The sequence below is a fragment of the Microcoleus sp. AT3-D2 genome (assembly GCF_036705715.1).
In the GTDB taxonomy this organism is placed as follows: domain Bacteria; phylum Cyanobacteriota; class Cyanobacteriia; order Cyanobacteriales; family Microcoleaceae; genus Microcoleus.
This window is the reverse complement of sequence record NZ_JAUBVE010000070.1, coordinates 1-18854: the sequence shown is the minus strand read 5'-3', so window position 1 is coordinate 18854 and position 18854 is coordinate 1. Positions and strand designations below refer to the sequence as shown.

The following is an 18854-nucleotide window of genomic DNA, read 5'->3' as shown; positions in this document are numbered from 1 at the left end:
CATCATTATTCCCTCTTAAGCAAGAATCAAATTAGCCAACATTTTTGGGTCGAAAGTTACGGAGACGCAACGCATTTGTTACTACAGAAACGGAACTAAATGCCATTGCTGCCCCGGCAATAATTGGATTGAGGAGCCATCCAAAAATCGGGAAAAGAATTCCGGCGGCGATCGGTATTCCCGCGATGTTGTAAATAAACGCAAAAAACAGATTTTGTTTGATGTTTTGGATCGTAGCGCGAGACAGTTGGATGGCAGTAACAATGCCTTGTAAGTCACCAGAAATTAGAGTGATATCGCTAGCTGCGATCGCGACATCTGTTCCTGTGCCAATTGCCATGCCTACGTCAGCTTGAGCAAGTGCAGGTGCATCATTGATTCCATCCCCCACCATTGCGACAATTTTTCCCTCTGCCTGAAGATTTTCGATTTGAGCGACTTTTTGATCGGGACGAACTTCTGCAATAACTCGTTTGATGCCGACTTCCCACGCTATGACTTCTGCCGTGCGACGGTTATCACCTGTTAGCATTACCACTTCTAATCCCATCTTTTGTAAAGTGCGAATTGCGACAACAGAAGATGGTTTTACGGCATCGGCAATGCCCATAATTCCTTCTACTTTGCCATTTACGGCAATCCAGATCACCGTCTTACCGAGATCTTCCAATCGATCCCACGGTGGCTGCAAACTACTGGTATCAATTCCCAATTCGTTCATCCAACGATGAGTTCCAATTTGCACCCATTCATTGGATACATACCCTTGCACACCACTGCCTGCGTGAGCCTCGAACTCCCGTGAATCCGTCAACTCCACTCCTTGAGATTGGGCATATTGCACCACCGCTTCTGCCAGAGGATGTTCTGAATTCCGTTCGACGGATGCAGCGAGGCGCAGAAGTTTTAGCTCGTTACCATTGGCGGTACCATTAACCGTTATAAAGTCCGTTACAGTGGGTTTACCTTGGGTAATCGTGCCTGTTTTGTCTAAAACAACAGTTTGCAATTTGTGCGCCAGTTCTAAACTATCTGCACCTTTAATCAAAATTCCGTTTTCTGCCCCTTTACCTGTACCCACCATGATCGAGGTTGGCGTGGCTAAGCCAAGCGCACAGGGACAAGCAATAATCAGCACGCCCACGGTGGTAATCAATGCCATTGTGACGTTGCCCATGATGTTGTACCAGATGACGAAGGTAGCGATCGCAATGGCAATCACAACAGGGACAAACAATCCCGTAACGCGATCGGCTAATCGCTGAATCGGTGCCTTGGAGCCTTGCGCTTGCTGCACCAGTTTAACGATTTGCGCCAAAAACGTATCTTTACCCACTCGTGTGGCTCGGAATTTGAAGCTTCCAGTCTTGTTAATAGTCGCTCCAATCACTTCATCACCAGGCTGCTTTTTCACGGGTACACTTTCACCCGTTACCATTGCCTCATCAATCGTTGAGGAGCCATCAATAATCTCGCCATCCACGGGAATTTTTTCACCCGGACGAACTAGAATGACATCTCCCAACACTACCTCAGCGATGGGAATGTCCACCTCTCGTCCATTACGAATTACCCGCGCCGTTTTTGCCTGCAAACCCATAAGAGAACGAATTGCTTCTGAGGTTTGTCCCTTAGCGCGGTTTTCCAACAGTCGTCCTAGCAAGAGCAATGCAATAATTACAGATGCCGCTTCAAAGTACACATCTGGTTTAAGACCCTGACTGATAAACCACTGGGGAGAGAAGGTGGGAAATAGAGAATAGAGGTAAGCTGCCCCTGTCCCGATCGCTACTAGCGTATCCATTGTCGCCGTATGACGCTTCAAGGCTTTCCAGGCATTGATGTAGAAAGACCTACCCGCCCAAAACAATACTGGAGTAGTGAGTACAAGTTGTAGCCAGGGATGGTGCAGCCACATGGGAATGAAGGGAATAGGCAATCCCGTCATCGCAGGCAGCGAGCCAATCACGATAACGGCGCTGATAATACCGCTAACCCACACCTTGCGGGTCAAGTCCTGATTTTCACTTTGCCGCGCCCGCCGTTCTGCATCATCTTCTGGGGCAAGTACATTATCTTGCATCGGCAGAGCAGAATATCCAGCCGCATCCACGGCATCCTGAATCGCTGCTACATCAGTTTGGCTGGGATTATATGTAACGCTGGCTTGTTCAGCTCCAAAGTTAACATTGCACTTCTCAACTCCCGGAACTGAGCGGATTGCCTCTTCGATGTTACTTGCACAAGAGGCACAACTCATGCCTCGCAGTTTCATAGTCGCGTTTTCCATACAAAACCTCCTTATTTTCATCCTTAATATGGGTCTGAGAAATCTTTAGTGACAGGTAACGGGATAATCTGCCGCTGTAATTGCCTCTGTAATGGCGGCTTCAGATGCTTGAGTTTGGATATTGACCAGTTTTGTCTTGGGATCTGCCTGAACATTTGCGGCGGCATCTACTGTCTTGATGGCTTTGGTAATGGTTTCGCCACAAGCTGAACACGCCATGTTAGGGACTTTTAGCTGTAGTGTCATGGTTGTATTTTTCCTTTCCTTTGAGGGGTTAATCCTATCTTGCAGTATCCAGTCCACTGGAGTGTCAAGGGGGAATGAAAAGAAATTTTTGAGAACCTCTAAAAAGGAGAAATCAACACCCTGGGCACCATGATCTGCTGTCTCTTGAATCCTAGGGCGTGTTTTCAAAGTCGGTGTATCCTAGATTGGGGCGACGATGTTTAGTTTTAAAACTTGTTGTTTAAGTCCCGCTAGCATGAAAAAGCGATCGCGACTCTCGGATTACAGCGATCGCACAATATCAAGAAAATCCTTAGCCCTACGCCTCTTCTTTCAACCCATCCTCCAACAGCATCCGCACTCTGGTTCACTTTCTTGCGCCCCGTCTTTTGTGCCAACATCGACAGTTTGCGACGATAAAAGCCCCAGAGTTGCTGCAAATCTCCAACGAATGCCCGAAAATCGTATTCGTCTCATCCGACTTTAGTTTCTCTCAGAAACAATCAACAGTTTCTGTTCCTGAAAAAGTAACAAACTATAATCGATCGCCCATTAGCTACAACCGCACGATTACCATAAATATAAAATTGTGTATTTTTTCATACCTTAAACCGAGATGCGTGCGATCGACTATGATGAGGTCGATCGCCATAAATCACTGTTGTCAACGTTGCTGATTTGAGAGGTTTCTAAATTCGCGAGTTCCCTGATAACCTGATAAATCAGCTAACTCCTGCAAAGATTTTTGTCCTGAGTAAAACTTACCATTAATTTCCCAAGTAGGAGTACCCTGAATCTTAGCAGCTTCACAAAGATCGCGACGAGCATTCTTCCCTTGCGGATTGCACTCGATATAATTGATAATGCGAGCCGCTTCTTTGCCAAAACTTTCTTTCTGCATTTGGCAGTGATCGCAGGTAAAAGAACCGTACATTTTAGCTCCCACTCTTTTTAAATGTTGGGCTAAAGCAATTTCTGAAGTACCAGAAGATGTTGTGGTATTCATACTTGTTTCCTTAGCTGTACCGAGATTATTGACATCGGCATAAAGAGCCAGAGAAGAAATCAGGACTAACATAGATACCAGAATTCCGATAAAAAATAGTTGCCCGATATCATCCCATTCGCGACCGATTAATGCTAAGACAAACAAGCTAGTTGCAAACAAAGCAGACGCAATACAGTAAATACAAGCTGCTTTAATATCAACAGCCAGTACATACATCAGATAGCCGCTGAAAATCGTCATAGCTGTGCTACCAGCAAACAGAAATAAGCCCGTCCAAGACTCTAACTTAGAGCGGAGACTCTTCTGTTCTGCGGGATTAACAAGTAGGGGAGCTACGGCAAAAACTATCATGCTCAAATAGCCCAAAAAACCGAACAAAGAAAGAGGCAAACCAAAAACATAGGCATAGGGACTCGAAAGCACGATATCGCAGCCTTCGATCGGACAAACTGCTTCGTTACCAGCTAACTTGCTATAGGTCAGATAAGCCGTCACGGCTGCCCCAATTGACGCAATTCCTGCCATCAAGGGACGTGACCAGCGATGAATCCAGGGGGTAGAACGTTGACGCCTCATGGTTACGAAACAAAGAATAACGTGGATATTGAGCCAGCAATTGGCTTCAGTCGATTGAACACTAGCTCAATCTAGTTGTTGACGGCTCATAGTGAGAGCATTGACGAACGCCTTTGGCTACGTCTGCCAGCAGTTCATCCGCTAAATCTAAAAGCGTTGCAATTCTCCTATCAGCAAGCTCGTAGTACACAAATCGACCCTGTTGCTCGCGTACAACCAGGTCGCAACAGCGCAGACAACTGAGATGATTAGACACGTTTGATTGGTTAAGCCCCGTTTGTTGAACAATTTCGCTCACTGTTAATGGGCCGCTCCGCAAGGTATTGAGAATAGACAAACGAGAGGAGTCAGAAAACCCTTGAAAGAGCTTTGCCTTCAAGTCCGCCGTTTGAGTGCAGGTAGTCATTTGCTGATTGGTAGGCTTTAGACCCTAACATATTAGCAATTGCTGATACATTAATAATATATCAGTGCTGACTAATGTATTACACATCAGTCAGCACTGATATGTCTATCTCAACCAGAACACATTTTTGAAGGGCTGCGAAAATGAACTCAGCTTCAGCACTGAAAACCTTACAGGCACAAATTGGTGGAATGGACTGCGGCGGTTGTGCCAAGACGATCGAAGCAACGTTGCAGCAACTTCCCGGAGTCGCTGAAGCGAAGGTCAGTTTTGCGACAGAACGGCTGAACGTAACTTACGACGCCCAGCAAGTGAATGAGGTCACCATTCGCGATCGCGTCATCGCATTGGGCTACACCCTTAACCCCATGCCAAATCAGTCTCCTCCAGTTCAACTCCCCTCGACTCAAACCCTCCAAGCCCATGTCGGTGGCATGGACTGTGGTGGTTGTGCCAAGACCATTGTCGCCAATCTACAGCAGTTACCTGGAATCGCTGAGGCAACGGTTAATTTTGCTTCAGAACGATTAAAGGTGACTTACAACCCGCAACAAGTTAGCAAAACTGACATCATTCAGCGGGTGACGAGCTTAGGATACACAGTCGAAGCAGACAGAAACTTTGACAGAACCGACGATATACCAACTTCAACCGATCAACCTGCGACTGATTCGCGATCGCGCCAGTCTGACCGAACCGGATGGCAGTTCTGGTTAAAAACCCGTCGAGGGCAAACGGTTGTTTTTAGTGGCATTGGCTTGCTCTTAGGCTTGATTGCAGAGCATTCATTGCTACTGTCGCTAGTGGCTCAGGGGTTTTATGCAATCAGTTTAGTCATTGCCATTGTGCCCATTTTACGAGCCGCCTGGATTGCGCTCAAACTGCGTCGAGCCGACATGAACCTGCTGATGACTTTAGCCGCGATTGGGGCAGCTATTCTCGGTCAGTGGTTTCAGGGCGCACTCGTCATTTTCCTCTTTGCACTGGGAACAGCACTACAAAATTTCACACTTGGTCGCACCCGCAATGCGATTCGAGACTTGATGGATCTGACTCCTGCAAGCGCAACAGTCAAGCGCAATGGGCAAGAAGTTTCTGTTTCAGTGGAAAGTGTTCAGGTAGCCGAGGTTCTGACGATTCGCCCCGGACAACGAATTGCGCTCGATGGTGTTGTCATCTCTGGTGTCAGTGCAGTAGATCAGTCTCCGATTACTGGAGAGTCGTTGCCAGAGAATAAGGAAAAAGGAGATCAAGTATTTGCAGGAACCTTAAACCAAACAGGGTTTCTAGAAGTGGAGGTAACACACACGTCCAAAGATACAACCGTTGCTCGGATTGTTCATCTGGTGGAAGAGGCACAAGAGAGCCGTGCGCCAATTCAGCAATGGGTCGATCGCTTCTCTGCCATCTATACTCCAATCGTCCTGATTCTTGCCGCTGGCATTACACTCGTTCCCCCGCTCCTGTTTGCTCAGCCCTTCCAGCCCTGGTTCTACAAAGCTCTGGTGTTGCTGGTCATTGCTTGCCCCTGCGCTCTGGTTATTGCGACGCCTGTTTCGCTCATTAGTGCGATCGGCGCCGCTACTCGTAATGGAGTGCTCTTCAAAGGTGGAAATGCGTTAGAAACTGCGGGACGGCTCACAACATTAACCTTTGACAAGACAGGCACAATTACTCAAGGGCTGCCTGTGGTGCAGAAGGTACACAATCTGGGTGCGATGAGCGATCGCACGATCTTGATGGTCGCTGCCTCGTTAGAGCAACAATCAGAACATCCGTTGGCAAAAGCGATTGTCGCTGAGGCAACGGCTCAAGGATTGGAGCTAGAGTCTCCAGAATCCTTTACTGCTATTCCTGGCAAAGGAATTTGGGCAAAATTTGGACTGGTAATCTACTTTGTGGGCAATCGTCGATTGTTTGAAGAACAAGACATTGAACTTTCAGCCGCCGCTCAATCGCTCCTGGCAAAAATTGAATCTCAAGGGCAAACTCCCGTGTTAATTGGAACACGACAGGGATTGGTGGGGGCGCTCGCGCTTGCAGATGGACTACGGCTTGAATCCACAGAAGCCGTGCGGTTGTTGAAACAGATGGGTCTGAAACGGCTCGTCATGCTGACGGGCGATCGAGCAGAAATCGCACGACAGGTTGCTCAGCAAGTTGGGATTGAAGAGTATCAGGCTGAACTACTCCCCGAAGATAAATTGCAAGCGATTTACAAATTGCGTCGCTCTGGTGTTGTCGGCATGGTTGGAGACGGCATCAACGATACACCTGCCTTGGCTGCTGCTGATGTTAGCTTCGCTGTCGGTAAAATTGACGTTGCATTAGAAGTGGCTGATGTCGTGCTGGTCGGAAATGACTTAAGGCGATTAGCCTATGCGATTCAACTGAGTCGTCGAACCCTATCGGTCATTAAACAAAGTATTGCAGTTGCCTTAATTTTGAATGCGACGTTTATCGTTTTAGGCGTTTTTGGAATTATTGGACTGCCAATGGCTGTCTTTGAAGATATGGGGTCTTCCTTGCTCGTAACACTCAATGCTATGCGTTTATTTCAGAGTAAAGTCAATGAATGGAATTAACCCTCTTTTGTCAGTTTCGGCAGAAAATAATCTGGGATGGTTATATCATAAGACTTTTACCAAAAACCTTGATTTGGGCCATTCTGTTAGAAAATAAATGCTCAAATCCTTGATCTATCTACAGTTGAAAATTTGGGCGTTGCTGATTCACGGTATGAATTAACTTTTCGCTTGAAGTTACAAAACTCACCCTACTTGGCTTATAGCCCTTCCGAAATCTTGAATTCATACCCTAATTCAGCAACGCCATATTCTGCCTTCTGTCTTCAACTGCCAACAGATGCGATCGCTTTCCTAACTTCATTTTCCGGTTTCACAGTTTGGATTGTCACCAACTTCGTCTTGAGATCGGCTTAAACAACGGCGGCTGAGTCAACTGCTTGGACTTCTCTAGTCCACTGGAGAGTTAATGGGGGATTGCGAAATTAATCAGGAATTATGGAAAAACTGGTTTGACACCCTACCCATAGGGGTAAGGCGCGCACTGTGCACCCTACATAATTAGGTTGTGAGTCCTGTAAATCTTAAATTTGAGTGCGATCGGCAGCACAGCAATAATTTTTTACAATACCGATGCGAAAATTTCATCCTAATTTCATTTATATGTGGAAAGCTGAAGATAAATAGTCCTTTTAAGCATATAAAATCTATGAAACCAATTTCATTAAAAACCGGCTTTGCAGGGCTGACATTGATCGCCACAGCCGCCCTAACCAGCGGAGTGCTCGCAGCTTGTTCAAAAGCTCCTACAAGCCAAACTCAAGCCCCAAACGTTACGGCTGCAACCGAAGTGAACAACAAGCCAGACGCGGCACAAGGTGGCATGGGTGGCATGAATCATGGCATGGATCACAATATGTCAATGGATTTAGGCCCGGCTGATGCCGAGTACGATTTGCGATTTATTGATGGCATGACACTGCACCATCAAGGTGCAGTAAACATGGCAAAAGAGGTACTCAATAAATCCAAACGCCCGGAAATGAAAAAAATAGCAAATGAGATGATTGCCGCTCAGAACCGCGAAATCAATCAAATGAAAGAGTGGCGAAAAGCTTGGTATGCCAAAGCCAGCAGTACGCCAATGGCTTATCACGCTGCAATGAGTCACACGATGGCAATGACTCCCGAACAAATGCAAAGCATGATGATGAGCATGGATTTAGGGGCCGCTGACGACCAATTTGACTTGCGATTTCTCAATGCGATGATTCCCCACCACGAAGGAGCTTTAGTGATGGCCCAAGATGCTTTGAAGAAGTCGAAGCGGCCGGAAATAAAGAAAGTGTCCCAAGAGATTGTGACTTCGCAAAAGCAAGAAATCGAGCAAATGAAAGAGTGGCGACAAGCTTGGTACAAACAGTAACACCATATTTCACCCGGATTTCATTTTTATCTGCAAAACTGATCTTTGAGTTCAGATTCTCCCCTACTCAATCATGCAATACTACCGCCGTGTCCGCTCCTCAGCACCGATAGTTCACTTTTCGGGAATACTCCTGACTCTTTTGTTATTCATCGAGTCCACCCCCGTTTTTGCCCACGCGGGACACGGAGATGAATTTAAGCACAGTGGCGAAACAACTGAAACTCCTACTGCTATTTCTGTCGATGCCGAAACAGCAAAACGATTAGGAATTAAAGTTTCCCCTGCCGCTCGGCAGCGACTAGATATCGGCATCAAAACCACTGGACAAATTGAAACTTTACCCAACGAAAAAGTAGAAGTGACGGCTCCGGTTGCGGGGAAAGTAGTAGAGTTGTTGGTTAAGCCTGGGGACAAAGTATCAAAAGGTCAACCGGTTGCGGTTTTATCGAGTTCAGAATTAGGACAGTTGCGGGTTGAATCTCTCTCGAAACGTGCCGAAGCTGAGGCAGATTTGCAGCAAGCGGAAGGCGATCTCAAACTAGCACGAGAAAATTACGATCGCCTGGTGAAAATAGCTGAAGCTGAAATAGCACAGGCCAGAACTCAATTAGCAGCAACTAGCCAACAGTACGAAAAAGAGCAAGAATTAGTAAATAAGCGCTCTGTTGTCAAAGTTGCTCAAGAAAACTATCAGCGTCAAGTTGAAATAGCGCAAGCAGAAATAGCGCGGGCAGAAACTGAATTAACTGTGGCCAAAGAACAGTTCGAGCGCGACAAAGAATTAGTGGCATCTGGGGCGATCGCGCGGCGCACAATGCTGGAATCGCAAGCCCACTTCGCCGAAGCACAAGCCGCTGTTGCTAAGGCAAAAAGCCGTCCAGAAGTTATCAAAGCCCAAACCGAAATTAAACAAGCCGAAGTAGACCTGCCGATGCGGGAGTTGCGGGAATCTCAAGGCACAGTAGCAGAAGCAAAAGCTCAACTTACCAGATCTCTGAGCCGCCGGGAAGTTCTAGAAGCCGAGAACCAAGTCAAACGGGGCAAAACTGCCGTCGAAGTCGCTCAGTCGCGCATTCGCTTGGCTGATGCGGCGTATCAAGCGCGACTGCAACAATTAGGAACTGCTGCCAACGATCGAGGACTCGTTACCGTAGTTGCTCCGATTGCCGGGACGGTAGCCGATCGCGAAATCACCCCAGGAGAGTCAGTAAACGCTGAAAAACCGTTGATGAGTCTGTTAAATGACAGCCGCGTTTTTGCCACAGCCAATATTTACGAAAAAGACCTGAATAAAGTAAAACAGGGTCAGGAAGTCAGGGTAAAAGTTGCTAATTTACCCGATCGCATTTTCAATGGAAAAATCGCCTTCATTGGGTCATCCGTCGAAGGAGAAACGCGGGTTGTGCCGGTGAAAGCAGAAATAGATAATATTAACGGCGAATTAAAGCCAGGACTGTTTGCTGAGTTGGAGATTTTAACCGACAAAACTGCAACAAATATTTTAGCAATTCCGAGTGCGGCGGTAGTGGATGTTAGCGGGAAAAAAACCGTTTACGTCCAAAATGGCAATGCTTATCAAGCTGTTGAAATTGAACTCGGTCAAACTGCCGGAGATTTAGTTGAAGTGAAGAGGGGTTTATTCGAGGGAGATTTGATAGTAACGCAGCGAGCACCTCAACTTTACGCACAATCTTTGCGGGGCGGTAGCGATAAACACTCAGAAGACGAGGAAAAGAAAGAGGCAACTCCAAAGGCAACAGAGGTTAATTTTAATAATTTACCCGTGTCTTTATGGTGGGCGGGAATAGGGGGAGGAATTGCGATCGCATCCCTGACTTTCACAGCCGGCGTGTTGTGGGGAAATCGGCGCAAATTGCCAGCAATAGCAGCGGATTCAGGAAACCATTCCGCAAATAATGGTTTTTCCGCCTCTGCATCGGCCTTAGACACTGAACTGGTGTTACACAATGACAACCATCACGTTAAAACTCAAGAGGAAGAAGTCAAGAGTTTGAAGTAACAGCACGACAAAGAAGTCACGGATACACGGATAGCTGTTTTTATCAATGCCCAATTCCCAATTCCCAAATTATTAAATGTTCAGCACTATTCTGAGATGGGTAATAAACCGTCGGTGGCTAGTCGTTGTCGCCACCATTATTGTTAGTCTTTGGACATTTTCTATCATTCCCCAAATGTCGCTTGATGTCTTTCCGCCTTTCGCACCCCCGCAGGTGGAAATTCAGACGGAAGCACCGGGGCTCGCGCCGGAAGAAATCGAGTCTTTGGTAACACTACCGATCGAAAGTGCGATTAACGGAACTCCTGGAGTAACAGCAGTGCGATCGTCTTCGGCTGTGGGGCTTTCTGCCGTTAAGGTAATCTTTGATTGGGGAACTGAAATTTACCAAGCCCGCCAGTTGATAACAGAAAGGTTGCAGCAAGCTCAAAGCAAGCTTCCCGCAGGAGTAGAAGCACCACAAATTTCTCCTACAACTTCTCCAGTCGGCTTGGTGATTACCTATGCTTTTACCTCGGAAACTACTCCTTTGATGGAAGTGCGCCGTTTGGTTGATTGGCAAGTCACAAATCGCCTTCTAGCTGTGACTGGCGTGGCTCAAGTGGTGGCTTACGGCGGCGATCAGAGGCAGTATCAAGTATTAGTAGAACCTGCAAAGTTGAAAGCTTTTAATGTGTCGTTGCAGGAAGTTGCCGAAGCGACAGCGGCTGCGAATGTTAACGCGCCGGGGGGGTATTTAATTACGCCGGATCGAGAAACTTTAATCCGGGGGGTGGGGCGGATTGCGTCTGTGGAAGATTTGCAGCAATCTGCGATCGCCTCTCGCAACGGAACGCCTGTCAGAATTGCTGATGTCGCTGATGTCAAAATTGGTGCTGCAATCAAGCGGGGCGATGGCAGTTTTAACGGCAAAAAAGCTGTGATTGTGATGGTAAACAGACAGCCAGTTGCTGATACTCCGACGGTAACTAAAGCGGTTGAGGCAGCAATGGCTGAGGTGCAGCAAGCTCTGCCAAAAGATATTAAAGTTACTGTGACTTTTCGACAGGAAGAATATATTAATTCCTCGGTGGAGAATGTGCGATCGGCTTTAGTTGAAGGCAGCATCATTGTTACCATCATCCTGATCCCGTTTTTGATGAATTGGCGCACTCTGGCGGTTGTTTTGCTGGATTTCTTTCTGACTTGGCTGTTCGCGCTGCTGGCGATGTATTGGCTGGGGCTGGGGCTGAATACGATGACTTTAGGGGGTTTGTCGGTGGCGATCGGCACTGCGATCGACGATGCGATCGTCTATGCCGAAAATACCTACCGCAACTTGAGAGAAAATAGGTCTTCTCTTAATCCGCGTCCGGTAATGGATGTGATTTTTGACGGCAGTCAAGAGGTGCGCGATTCGTTAATTGGAGCGACTGTTATTGGGATTGTTGTGTTTTCTCCTATTTTTACTTTGCCCGGTGTAGAAGGTCGGATTTTTACGCCGATGGGGATTACTTATTTGGTAGTTGTTGTGATTTCTAGTCTGGAATCGCTGTTAATATCTCCCGCCCTTTGCGCTATCTTGTTGCCTACCAAACGCATGAGTTCCGAGGAACCTTGGTTGCCGAGATTTTGCAAGCGCATCTATCATTTTTTTATAGAATTGTCAATGCGCTATTCGACGATAATTTTAGCTTTTGCTGCTGCTAGCATGGTGGCTGCATTAATTATTTTGCCATCTTTTGGACGGGTGTTTTTACCGGAGTTTCAGGAGCAAACTTTGGTGAATACTATTCTCCTTTATCCGGGGGTGTCTTTGGAAACAACAGATAGCGCGGCTTTTGCGATCGAAGATGCACTTAAGGATGATAGCAGGTTTGAATACGTGCAAGTGCGATCGGGCAGGGCTCCGGGAGATGCTGATGCTGCCGGAGTCAATTTAGCTCACATTGATATTGGTTTGAGCGAGGAGGGCATGGAAAACAGGCCGAAAACTTTGGAGGCGCTGCGGCAGGAATTTGCTAAATTGCCGGGAGTTGCACCAAATATCGGCGGTTTTATTTCTCACCGGATGGATGAGGTTTTATCTGGTGTCAGAAGTCAGATTGCTGTCAAAATCTTTGGCCCGGATTTGGATCAGCTTCGCAGCCTCGGTGCCAAAGTTGAAGAGCAAATGAAAACTGTTGAGGGAATTGTGGATTTGCAACTCGAACCGCAGGTGCCAGTGCCACAAATTCAAATTAATTTTAACCGTCAAGCTGCGGGTAGATACGGTTTAAAAATTGGAGAGCTTTCTGAATTAATTGAGACAGCTTTAAACGGCAGAGTAGTTTCTCAAGTTTTGGAGGTGCAGCAAACTTTTGACTTAGTTGTTTGGTTACAGCCCGAAGCCCGAAATAACTTAGAAACTATTCAGAATTTGTTGGTTGATACTCCAAGCGGCAATAAAATTCCCCTCGCCCAAGTTGCGACTGTCAAATACGGTACGGGGCCCAATACGATTAACCGCGAGAATGTTTCTCGCTTGATTGTGGCGGCGGCTAATGCTAAAGGTAGGGATTTGCGATCGGTTGTGAATGAAATTCAAGCTAAAGTAAAACGAGAGGTAGAGTTGCCTTTTGGCTATTTTATCCAGTACGGCGGTCAATTTGAAGCAGAACAAAGAGCTTCAGAAAACATTATGATATTTAGTGCGATCGCCTTTTTGGTAATTACAGTATTGATGTACTTGTCCGTCAAGTCTATCGCTTCAACTGCTATGATTATGATTAATTTGCCGATCGGATTAGTAGGAGGAGTAATTGCGGTAGCTTTGACGGGCGGCATCATCTCTGTAGCTTCCCTGGTTGGCTTTGTCACTTTATTTGGCGTTGCTACCCGTAACGGTTTGCTTTTAGTAGACAACTACAACACTAAATTTGCCGAGGGAATGCCTTTTAAGGAAGCAATTATTAAAGGCTCGATGGAACGACTCAATGCTATTTTGATGACAGCTTCAACTTCAGCTTTAGGTTTAGCACCTTTAGTAGTAGAGGGCGGACCCGGAAAGGAAATCCTGCAACCTTTGTCAGTAGTAGTTTTAGGCGGATTGTTTACTTCTACAGCCTTAACTCTGTTAGTTTTGCCCGCTTTGTATGCTCAATTCGGGCATTCTTTACGACCTCAACAACCTCAGCCAGTTATTGAAGACGGCAAGGTAGCTAAAGCTGAAATAGCTAGCTGATTAAGCCTCCTTCACTCCCTCAATCAAAGTGCAAAGTTCCTCGCTATCGGGATTGTCTGAAGTTCGATTTGTCCAAAGTTTTTTATAAGCTTCCAACTCAGCTTTGAACGCACTCATGCGCTGAATTTCCTGCTCAAAGAAATTTATTTTGCGACTTAATAAGTCTTGCACTAGCGGACAAGCTGTTATTCCTTGACGGCGAGAGGTCAAAATTTGCTGAATTTCTTGAAGAGAAAAGTTGAGTCTTTGGGCTTTCTTAATAAATTGCACTTGTCTGGCAGCATCGGCTGTGTAGTAACGATAACCGCTACTGTTGCGTAAGGCAGGTTCCAGTAACCCTAGGCTTTCATAGTATCGCAGGGTGCCTACAGTAACACCAGTTTGCTTGGCTAGTTTTCCTATTTTTAGTAGCTGCTGTTCTAGGGATTCTGTTTCAAATGTTGTCATAGCAGTTCTAGGTAAATTGGAACCCTATCATTATAGCGATAGCCAGTTTTACTTTTTTGTGCTGTTTATACTTACCCAATTTTTGCTGATAAAATATTTTATTTTGTCAATAATTTTAGTGACTCAAAAAGCAGCAGTAACTCTGTTTTGAGTTACTGCTGCTGTCGGATATTCTCTTGCTTATCCCTGAAATATAAAAACCACTTATACCTGCGCTCTTTCCTATAATTTTTTAAATCAATGAACCTGACTTATTTCACCCCAATTTCATTCTGGCGTTGCAAGCTTGTAATTAGGCAAAGATGCCCTCTGGCTAATTGATGAGCATAATCTCGCGCTCAAATGCTGAAATTTATCGCAGGCAAGGAAGATAGATGACCATGACTAACTACCGTGTATTTTGAAGGATCTAATTTTCCACCTATAGCGCTTTTGTCTCTACTCAGAAGCTATATATGGGAATTTAGAAATTAGATGCGTTTACCCTGATTATGGCGTTGCAAGCTTGTAATTAGGCAAAGAGGGCTTCTGGCTAATTGATAAGCATGATCTCGCGCTCAGATACTAACGTTTTCCGCAGGCAAGCAAGAGAGATAACCAGGACTAACTACCGTGTATTTTGAAGGATCTAAATCAATGATTCAACTCTTACAAACACCGCTGAAATCCTCCCTAGCTGGCGATATCACCCAGGCAATAGGACAGGTTCCCATTGTTCGTCTCAATCGCGTGAGCGAACTCTGTCAGCATCACGAATTTTATCTCAAATTAGAATCCTGTAATCCCGGTGGCAGCATTAAAGAGAAAAATGCTGTGTGTCTGGTTCAACACGCAGAACGTACCAGGTTACTCGCCCCCGGCGGCACAATTGTTGAATCTAGTTCGGGTAATTTCGGCATTGGTTTAGCAATGATTGGTGCAGCGCGAGGCTATCGCGTGATGATTGTCATCGATGGTAAAACACCGCCCCCGATTCGGCGAATGCTGGCTGCCTATGGAGCAGAATTGGTAGATGTCCCCCTGAGTGCGGCAGATGCCAATGGATCGATGCAAGTTGCGAGGATGAAAAAAGCCAAAGAACTCGCCGAAACCATTCCTGGTGCCTGGTATCCTTGCCAGCACCGCAATCCCGAAAACCCAACTGCCCACGAGCAATTTACTGCTCGCGAAATCGAACAGGCTTTTCCCCTAGCACCAGATGTTATCGTTATTGGCGTTAGTACGGCGGGACAATTGGCGGGAATTAGCCGATATTTTAAACAGCGTCATCCCCAAACTCGAATTGTCGGCGTAGATGTGGCAGGTTCGGCTATTTTTGGCACGCCGTCTCACCCCTATAAAATGACAGGATTGGGGTTATCTTTTGTACCGCCCAATTTTGATCCAATGGTTCTGGATGCAGCATATTCTGTGAACGATCGCATTGCCTTTTCTGTTTGTCATGCCCTGGCACGTCGAGAAGGCTTGTTGTTAGGAGCATCCACAGGCGCTATCGTTGCCGCTGCCCTGGCTTACAGCCAGCAGCATCCCCATTCTCAACGCATGGTACTGTTGAACCCGGATCGAGGCGATCGCTATCTCGAAACAGTCTACAATCCAGAATGGCTGTCCGAGCAAGGGATTGAAATCTTGGAACAAAAAGCCCTCACCGCTACAATTAACGCCCTTCAAAGCGTCCCTCTTACCCTCGTGCGACAGCAACAACCTGTATAAACAATGACCTTAAAGGCTTCTCAAAGTCCGTCTAAAATCGGTCTGCTAGATTTATGGCGGCAATTTATTCCCCTCTCCCTCAGCGATGTGGCAATGGCTTTTGGCGATCCGATGATGACGGCTGCCCTAGCTCATTTACCCGATGCACGGGTGAATTTGGCAGCCGTGGGCATTGCCAAAGCCCTCGCGGTCTTTTTTGAAAGTCCGATTATTATGCTTCTGCACGCCTCGAATGCGCTGGCACCGAATGGGCGATCGCGTCGCGCCTTGTGGCGATTTACGCTTTTAGCAGGGGGCGGACTGAGTGCGTTACTGTTGCTGCTGACGCTGCCGTTTATTTTCGCCACGCTGGGAGGGACGCTGTTGGGAATTCCACCCCAATTGCGGCAGACGGTGCAGAGTGTGTTGACGTTAATGTTTCTCTGGCCTTTGGCGATCGCGTGGCGGCGTTATTTTCAAGGATTGCTCATCCACACAGGTCATTCTCAGGCGGTTGCCAAAGCTAGCATGGTTCGTTTGTTAATTGTAGCCCTAACGTTATGGGGCGGATTTATGTTGAAAATGTCAGGCGCAGTGCTGGCGGGGACTGCTTTGATCGCGGGGGTTCTCTCAGAGGCGCTGGTTGTAACCATTGCGGCGCACCGGCTAGGAGCCACTCGTCTGCCTCGACCCATTGATTCTGAGTTAAAGCTACCCACCAATCTCAAAAGTGTGTGGAATTTCTACTGGCCTTTAGGCTCTTCAATGTTAGTAGTCTGGGGTGGACGTGCTGTCCTGGTGGGAATTATTGCCCGCGCCCAAGACGCTAATATTGCATTGGCGGCTTGGCCTGCGGCTTGGGGATTGGTTTTGGTGATTGCCAATGCGACTCGCATGGTGCAGCAGGTGATTATCAAAAATCGAGATCGAGTGAGCGATCGCCAATTAATTGCATTTGCCCTCAGTGTGGGTGGATTTTGTTCGCTACTGTTGTTTTTAGGTAGTACAACGCCATTTGGGTTGCAGGTTGTGCAAAGTTTTATCGGCAACGATGAAGCCCTGGTTGAGAGTATCCGTCCCGTATTGCTGTTGTGCGCGTTTGTACCCCTTCTGGTGGCGGTGCAAAATGCTACTCAAGGTTTTTTGGTCGGGGCAGGTCAAACCAAAGGTCTGAATTATGCAACTTGGATTGGCACGACTATATTGCTTTTAGTTGCGTTCGGTGCAGTTCAGCTTGGGGCATCGGGTGCAATTGCGGCTGCGAGCGCGATGATTATTTCTTTAACAATAGAAGTATCCTGTCTCGCGTTCAATTTACGCAAACAATTATAGCAACCGCCAAGGCGGCGCCGGACGCAAGGCGTAAGACATCCTCGATCGCATGGAGTAAACCATCAAAATTTTGAGAGATCGCTAATCAGTATTTACTTCTTGGCATCATCATTAGTTTCCCCATCGCCATCGCTTTAATTGTCGATTACAGTTGGCGGGGTTGTCACCCCGCCAGGGTGTTATACTATCTCAGGACTTACTTGTGTGCACACTATATAGTCTGCACACAAGCAAGATCGCACTATTCGAGAAGCAGGGTAAAAGAGCAATTAGAAAACTAGCTACCAGATTTGATGTGAGTAAGTATAATTGTTGAACGACTTTTTAGTAGCTGCTGTTCTAAGGATTCTGTTCCAATTTTTTTCATAGCAGTTTTAGGCAAGTTTGAACCCAATCATTATAGTGATAGCCACTTTCAGTTTTGTGTAGTGGTTATAGTCATCCAATTTTTCGATAAAATACTCTATATTGTCAAGAATAATATTGGAGAAAAAAGCAGCAGTCACTCAAAATTGAGATCGTGCTGCTGTCGGATCTTTTCTTGCTTATCCGGCGAAAAATTGGCGATGGAATCTACACGCAGTGGAAAAATAAGGATTATTTATCGCAATTAGCTTGAGGGCAGTCAGGAGTAGGAGTAGTACAGGGGCCGGCGGCAAAGACAACCGCGGCTGTACCTGCTGTCAGGAGAACTGCCGTCAAAGCTGCAAGAGTGAAGCGTTTAGTCTGAGTTGCTTTAATCATGAATTTTTACCTGGGAATCTAGGATCGAAAAGTTTCTTTGGAAAACTATATATAGCATAAACCCTCAAGTCGGCTATAGAGTCAAGGGGGGGAAAGATTAAAAATGATAAAAATATTGAATTTCCGAGGTCACGATCCGAATACCTGTATGAAAGTCTGAAGATTTCATCCAGATTTCATTTTTGGGTGTCATATTCTAATTATTGTACCCAAAAAATAAATCGAATGAAAGCGCTCAAGTCAAGCTTAGTTATTCTAGGCAGTGTCGGATTGCTGTTTTTGGGAGCTTGCAGCAAAAGCGACCAAGGAACCGGCCCAAACAGCAGCCCAACATCCGCTCCTGTTGCCTCTCAACCTAATACTTCCAGTCCGGCCGCTTCTCCTGCAGCATCTGCTAAAACAGAACCTCCCAAACCATCTAAAGGAGGTCAAGTTGTCGAGTCTGGACCTTACCACCTAGAACTTTTAACTCTGAAAGAGGATACCGGAACTCACTTAGATCTTTATTTGCAAAAAGGTGATACCCACGAACCGATTCCTAATGCAAAAGTGACGGCACAAGTGCAGTCTCCGAATGGACAGCAGCAAACGCTGGACTTCAAATACGATGCTGAGGGCAAACATTACGCCGTTGTATTTCCAGTCAAAGATGCAGGAAATTATCCACTGAAGGTGACTGCGGATATTAACGGAGAAAAGGTGAACGGTCGTTTTACCTTCAGTCAATAGATAGCTGATTTGCTCTGAACGCATAGGAATTTTGCTTCAAGAATTGATGAATTTTGGGGCAGTCATTGTTCATTACTAACAAACAAAGGACAAAAACAAATGAAATCTCTGAAGACTGGTTTAATCGTTGCAGGTACTGCGGGAATGATGTTAAGCTGTTCGACATCTAAACTGCATTAACTAAGTTACCTTTGTTTTTGATCTTTCGGTTCCATTTTATAATTAATT

Annotated in this window: 13 protein-coding genes; 7 read left to right on the top strand and 6 right to left on the bottom strand. The window is 46.3% G+C overall.

The genetic code is table 11. From position 1 onward, the window contains the following. Positions 1-31: 31 nt before the first annotated feature. The 4 genes from QUB44_RS23800 to QUB44_RS23785 form a co-directional block, all read right to left on the bottom strand. Positions 32-2290, bottom strand: a complete 2259-nt coding sequence (locus QUB44_RS23800; RefSeq protein ID WP_333371315.1) for a heavy metal translocating P-type ATPase — start codon at positions 2288-2290, stop codon at positions 32-34. Between the two features lie 45 nt (positions 2291-2335). Continuing rightward, positions 2336-2536, bottom strand: a complete 201-nt coding sequence (locus QUB44_RS23795; protein ID WP_333371313.1) for a heavy-metal-associated domain-containing protein — start codon at positions 2534-2536, stop codon at positions 2336-2338. Between the two features lie 643 nt (positions 2537-3179). Next, positions 3180-4100, bottom strand: coding sequence for a vitamin K epoxide reductase family protein (locus QUB44_RS23790; protein ID WP_333371311.1), 921 nt, complete (start codon positions 4098-4100; stop codon positions 3180-3182). Positions 4101-4161: 61 nt separating this feature from the next. Next, a complete protein-coding gene (locus QUB44_RS23785) occupies positions 4162-4506 on the bottom strand; it encodes an ArsR/SmtB family transcription factor (protein WP_333371309.1) in 345 nt (114 codons plus the stop codon). A 143-nt stretch (positions 4507-4649) separates the two neighbouring features. Here QUB44_RS23785 and QUB44_RS23780 point away from each other — a divergent pair, with 143 nt between their 5' ends. The 4 genes from QUB44_RS23780 (at position 4650) to QUB44_RS23765 (ending at position 13682) form a co-directional block, all read left to right on the top strand. Then, positions 4650-7091: a heavy metal translocating P-type ATPase gene (locus tag QUB44_RS23780; RefSeq protein WP_333371307.1), complete on the top strand. Its 2442-nt coding sequence runs from the start codon at positions 4650-4652 to the stop codon at positions 7089-7091. Between the two features lie 649 nt (positions 7092-7740). Beyond that, positions 7741-8457: a DUF305 domain-containing protein gene (locus tag QUB44_RS23775; protein WP_333371305.1), complete on the top strand. Its 717-nt coding sequence runs from the start codon at positions 7741-7743 to the stop codon at positions 8455-8457. 73 nt (positions 8458-8530) lie between these two features. Continuing rightward, entirely contained in the window at positions 8531-10480 is a 1950-nt protein-coding gene (locus QUB44_RS23770; protein WP_333371303.1) for an efflux RND transporter periplasmic adaptor subunit, read from the top strand. 76 nt (positions 10481-10556) lie between these two features. Further along, positions 10557-13682, top strand: a complete 3126-nt coding sequence (locus QUB44_RS23765) for an efflux RND transporter permease subunit (protein ID WP_333371301.1) — start codon at positions 10557-10559, stop codon at positions 13680-13682. Here the strand turns inward: QUB44_RS23765 and QUB44_RS23760 are convergent, their stop codons facing one another. Further along, complete coding sequence (locus tag QUB44_RS23760; RefSeq protein WP_015211797.1) at positions 13683-14129, bottom strand: heavy metal-responsive transcriptional regulator; 447 nt, start codon at positions 14127-14129, stop codon at positions 13683-13685. 636 nt (positions 14130-14765) lie between these two features. Here QUB44_RS23760 and QUB44_RS23755 point away from each other — a divergent pair. Together QUB44_RS23755 and QUB44_RS23750 are read left to right on the top strand one after the other, a co-directional pair. After that, the gene (locus QUB44_RS23755) at positions 14766-15842 is read left to right on the top strand and encodes a cysteine synthase family protein (RefSeq protein ID WP_333371297.1); all 1077 of its coding nucleotides are present in this window, start codon (positions 14766-14768) and stop codon (positions 15840-15842) included. A gap of 3 nt (positions 15843-15845) precedes the next feature. Next, positions 15846-17153, top strand: coding sequence for a hypothetical protein (locus QUB44_RS23750; RefSeq protein ID WP_333371295.1), 1308 nt, complete (start codon positions 15846-15848; stop codon positions 17151-17153). A gap of 597 nt (positions 17154-17750) precedes the next feature. On the opposite strand, the gene QUB44_RS23745 is transcribed toward QUB44_RS23750, so the two are convergent. Further along, complete coding sequence (locus QUB44_RS23745; protein WP_015211800.1) at positions 17751-17897, bottom strand: hypothetical protein; 147 nt, start codon at positions 17895-17897, stop codon at positions 17751-17753. 225 nt (positions 17898-18122) lie between these two features. On the opposite strand from QUB44_RS23745, the gene QUB44_RS23740 reads away from it, so the two are divergent. After that, a complete protein-coding gene (locus QUB44_RS23740; RefSeq protein ID WP_333371293.1) occupies positions 18123-18626 on the top strand; it encodes a hypothetical protein in 504 nt (167 codons plus the stop codon). The last annotated feature ends 228 nt before the right edge of the window (positions 18627-18854 follow it).

Excerpts from the sequence above, each read along its gene's own strand:
- QUB44_RS23780 (WP_333371307.1), top strand. The coding sequence starts at position 4,650 with ATGAACTCAGCTTCAGCACTGAAAACCTTACAGGCACAAATTGGTGGA.
- QUB44_RS23795 (WP_333371313.1), bottom strand. The coding sequence starts at position 2,536 with ATGACACTACAGCTAAAAGTCCCTAACATGGCGTGTTCAGCTTGTGGC.
- QUB44_RS23765 (WP_333371301.1), top strand. The coding sequence starts at position 10,557 with ATGTTCAGCACTATTCTGAGATGGGTAATAAACCGTCGGTGGCTAGTC.
- QUB44_RS23750 (WP_333371295.1), top strand. The coding sequence starts at position 15,846 with ATGACCTTAAAGGCTTCTCAAAGTCCGTCTAAAATCGGTCTGCTAGAT.
- QUB44_RS23760 (WP_015211797.1), bottom strand. The coding sequence starts at position 14,129 with ATGACAACATTTGAAACAGAATCCCTAGAACAGCAGCTACTAAAAATA.
- QUB44_RS23785 (WP_333371309.1), bottom strand. The coding sequence starts at position 4,506 with ATGACTACCTGCACTCAAACGGCGGACTTGAAGGCAAAGCTCTTTCAA.
- QUB44_RS23745 (WP_015211800.1), bottom strand. The coding sequence starts at position 17,897 with ATGATTAAAGCAACTCAGACTAAACGCTTCACTCTTGCAGCTTTGACG.
- QUB44_RS23775 (WP_333371305.1), top strand. The coding sequence starts at position 7,741 with ATGAAACCAATTTCATTAAAAACCGGCTTTGCAGGGCTGACATTGATC.
- QUB44_RS23770 (WP_333371303.1), top strand. The coding sequence starts at position 8,531 with ATGCAATACTACCGCCGTGTCCGCTCCTCAGCACCGATAGTTCACTTT.
- QUB44_RS23800 (WP_333371315.1), bottom strand. The coding sequence starts at position 2,290 with ATGGAAAACGCGACTATGAAACTGCGAGGCATGAGTTGTGCCTCTTGT.
- QUB44_RS23740 (WP_333371293.1), top strand. The coding sequence starts at position 18,123 with ATGAAAGCGCTCAAGTCAAGCTTAGTTATTCTAGGCAGTGTCGGATTG.
- QUB44_RS23790 (WP_333371311.1), bottom strand. The coding sequence starts at position 4,100 with ATGAGGCGTCAACGTTCTACCCCCTGGATTCATCGCTGGTCACGTCCC.
- QUB44_RS23755 (WP_333371297.1), top strand. The coding sequence starts at position 14,766 with ATGATTCAACTCTTACAAACACCGCTGAAATCCTCCCTAGCTGGCGAT.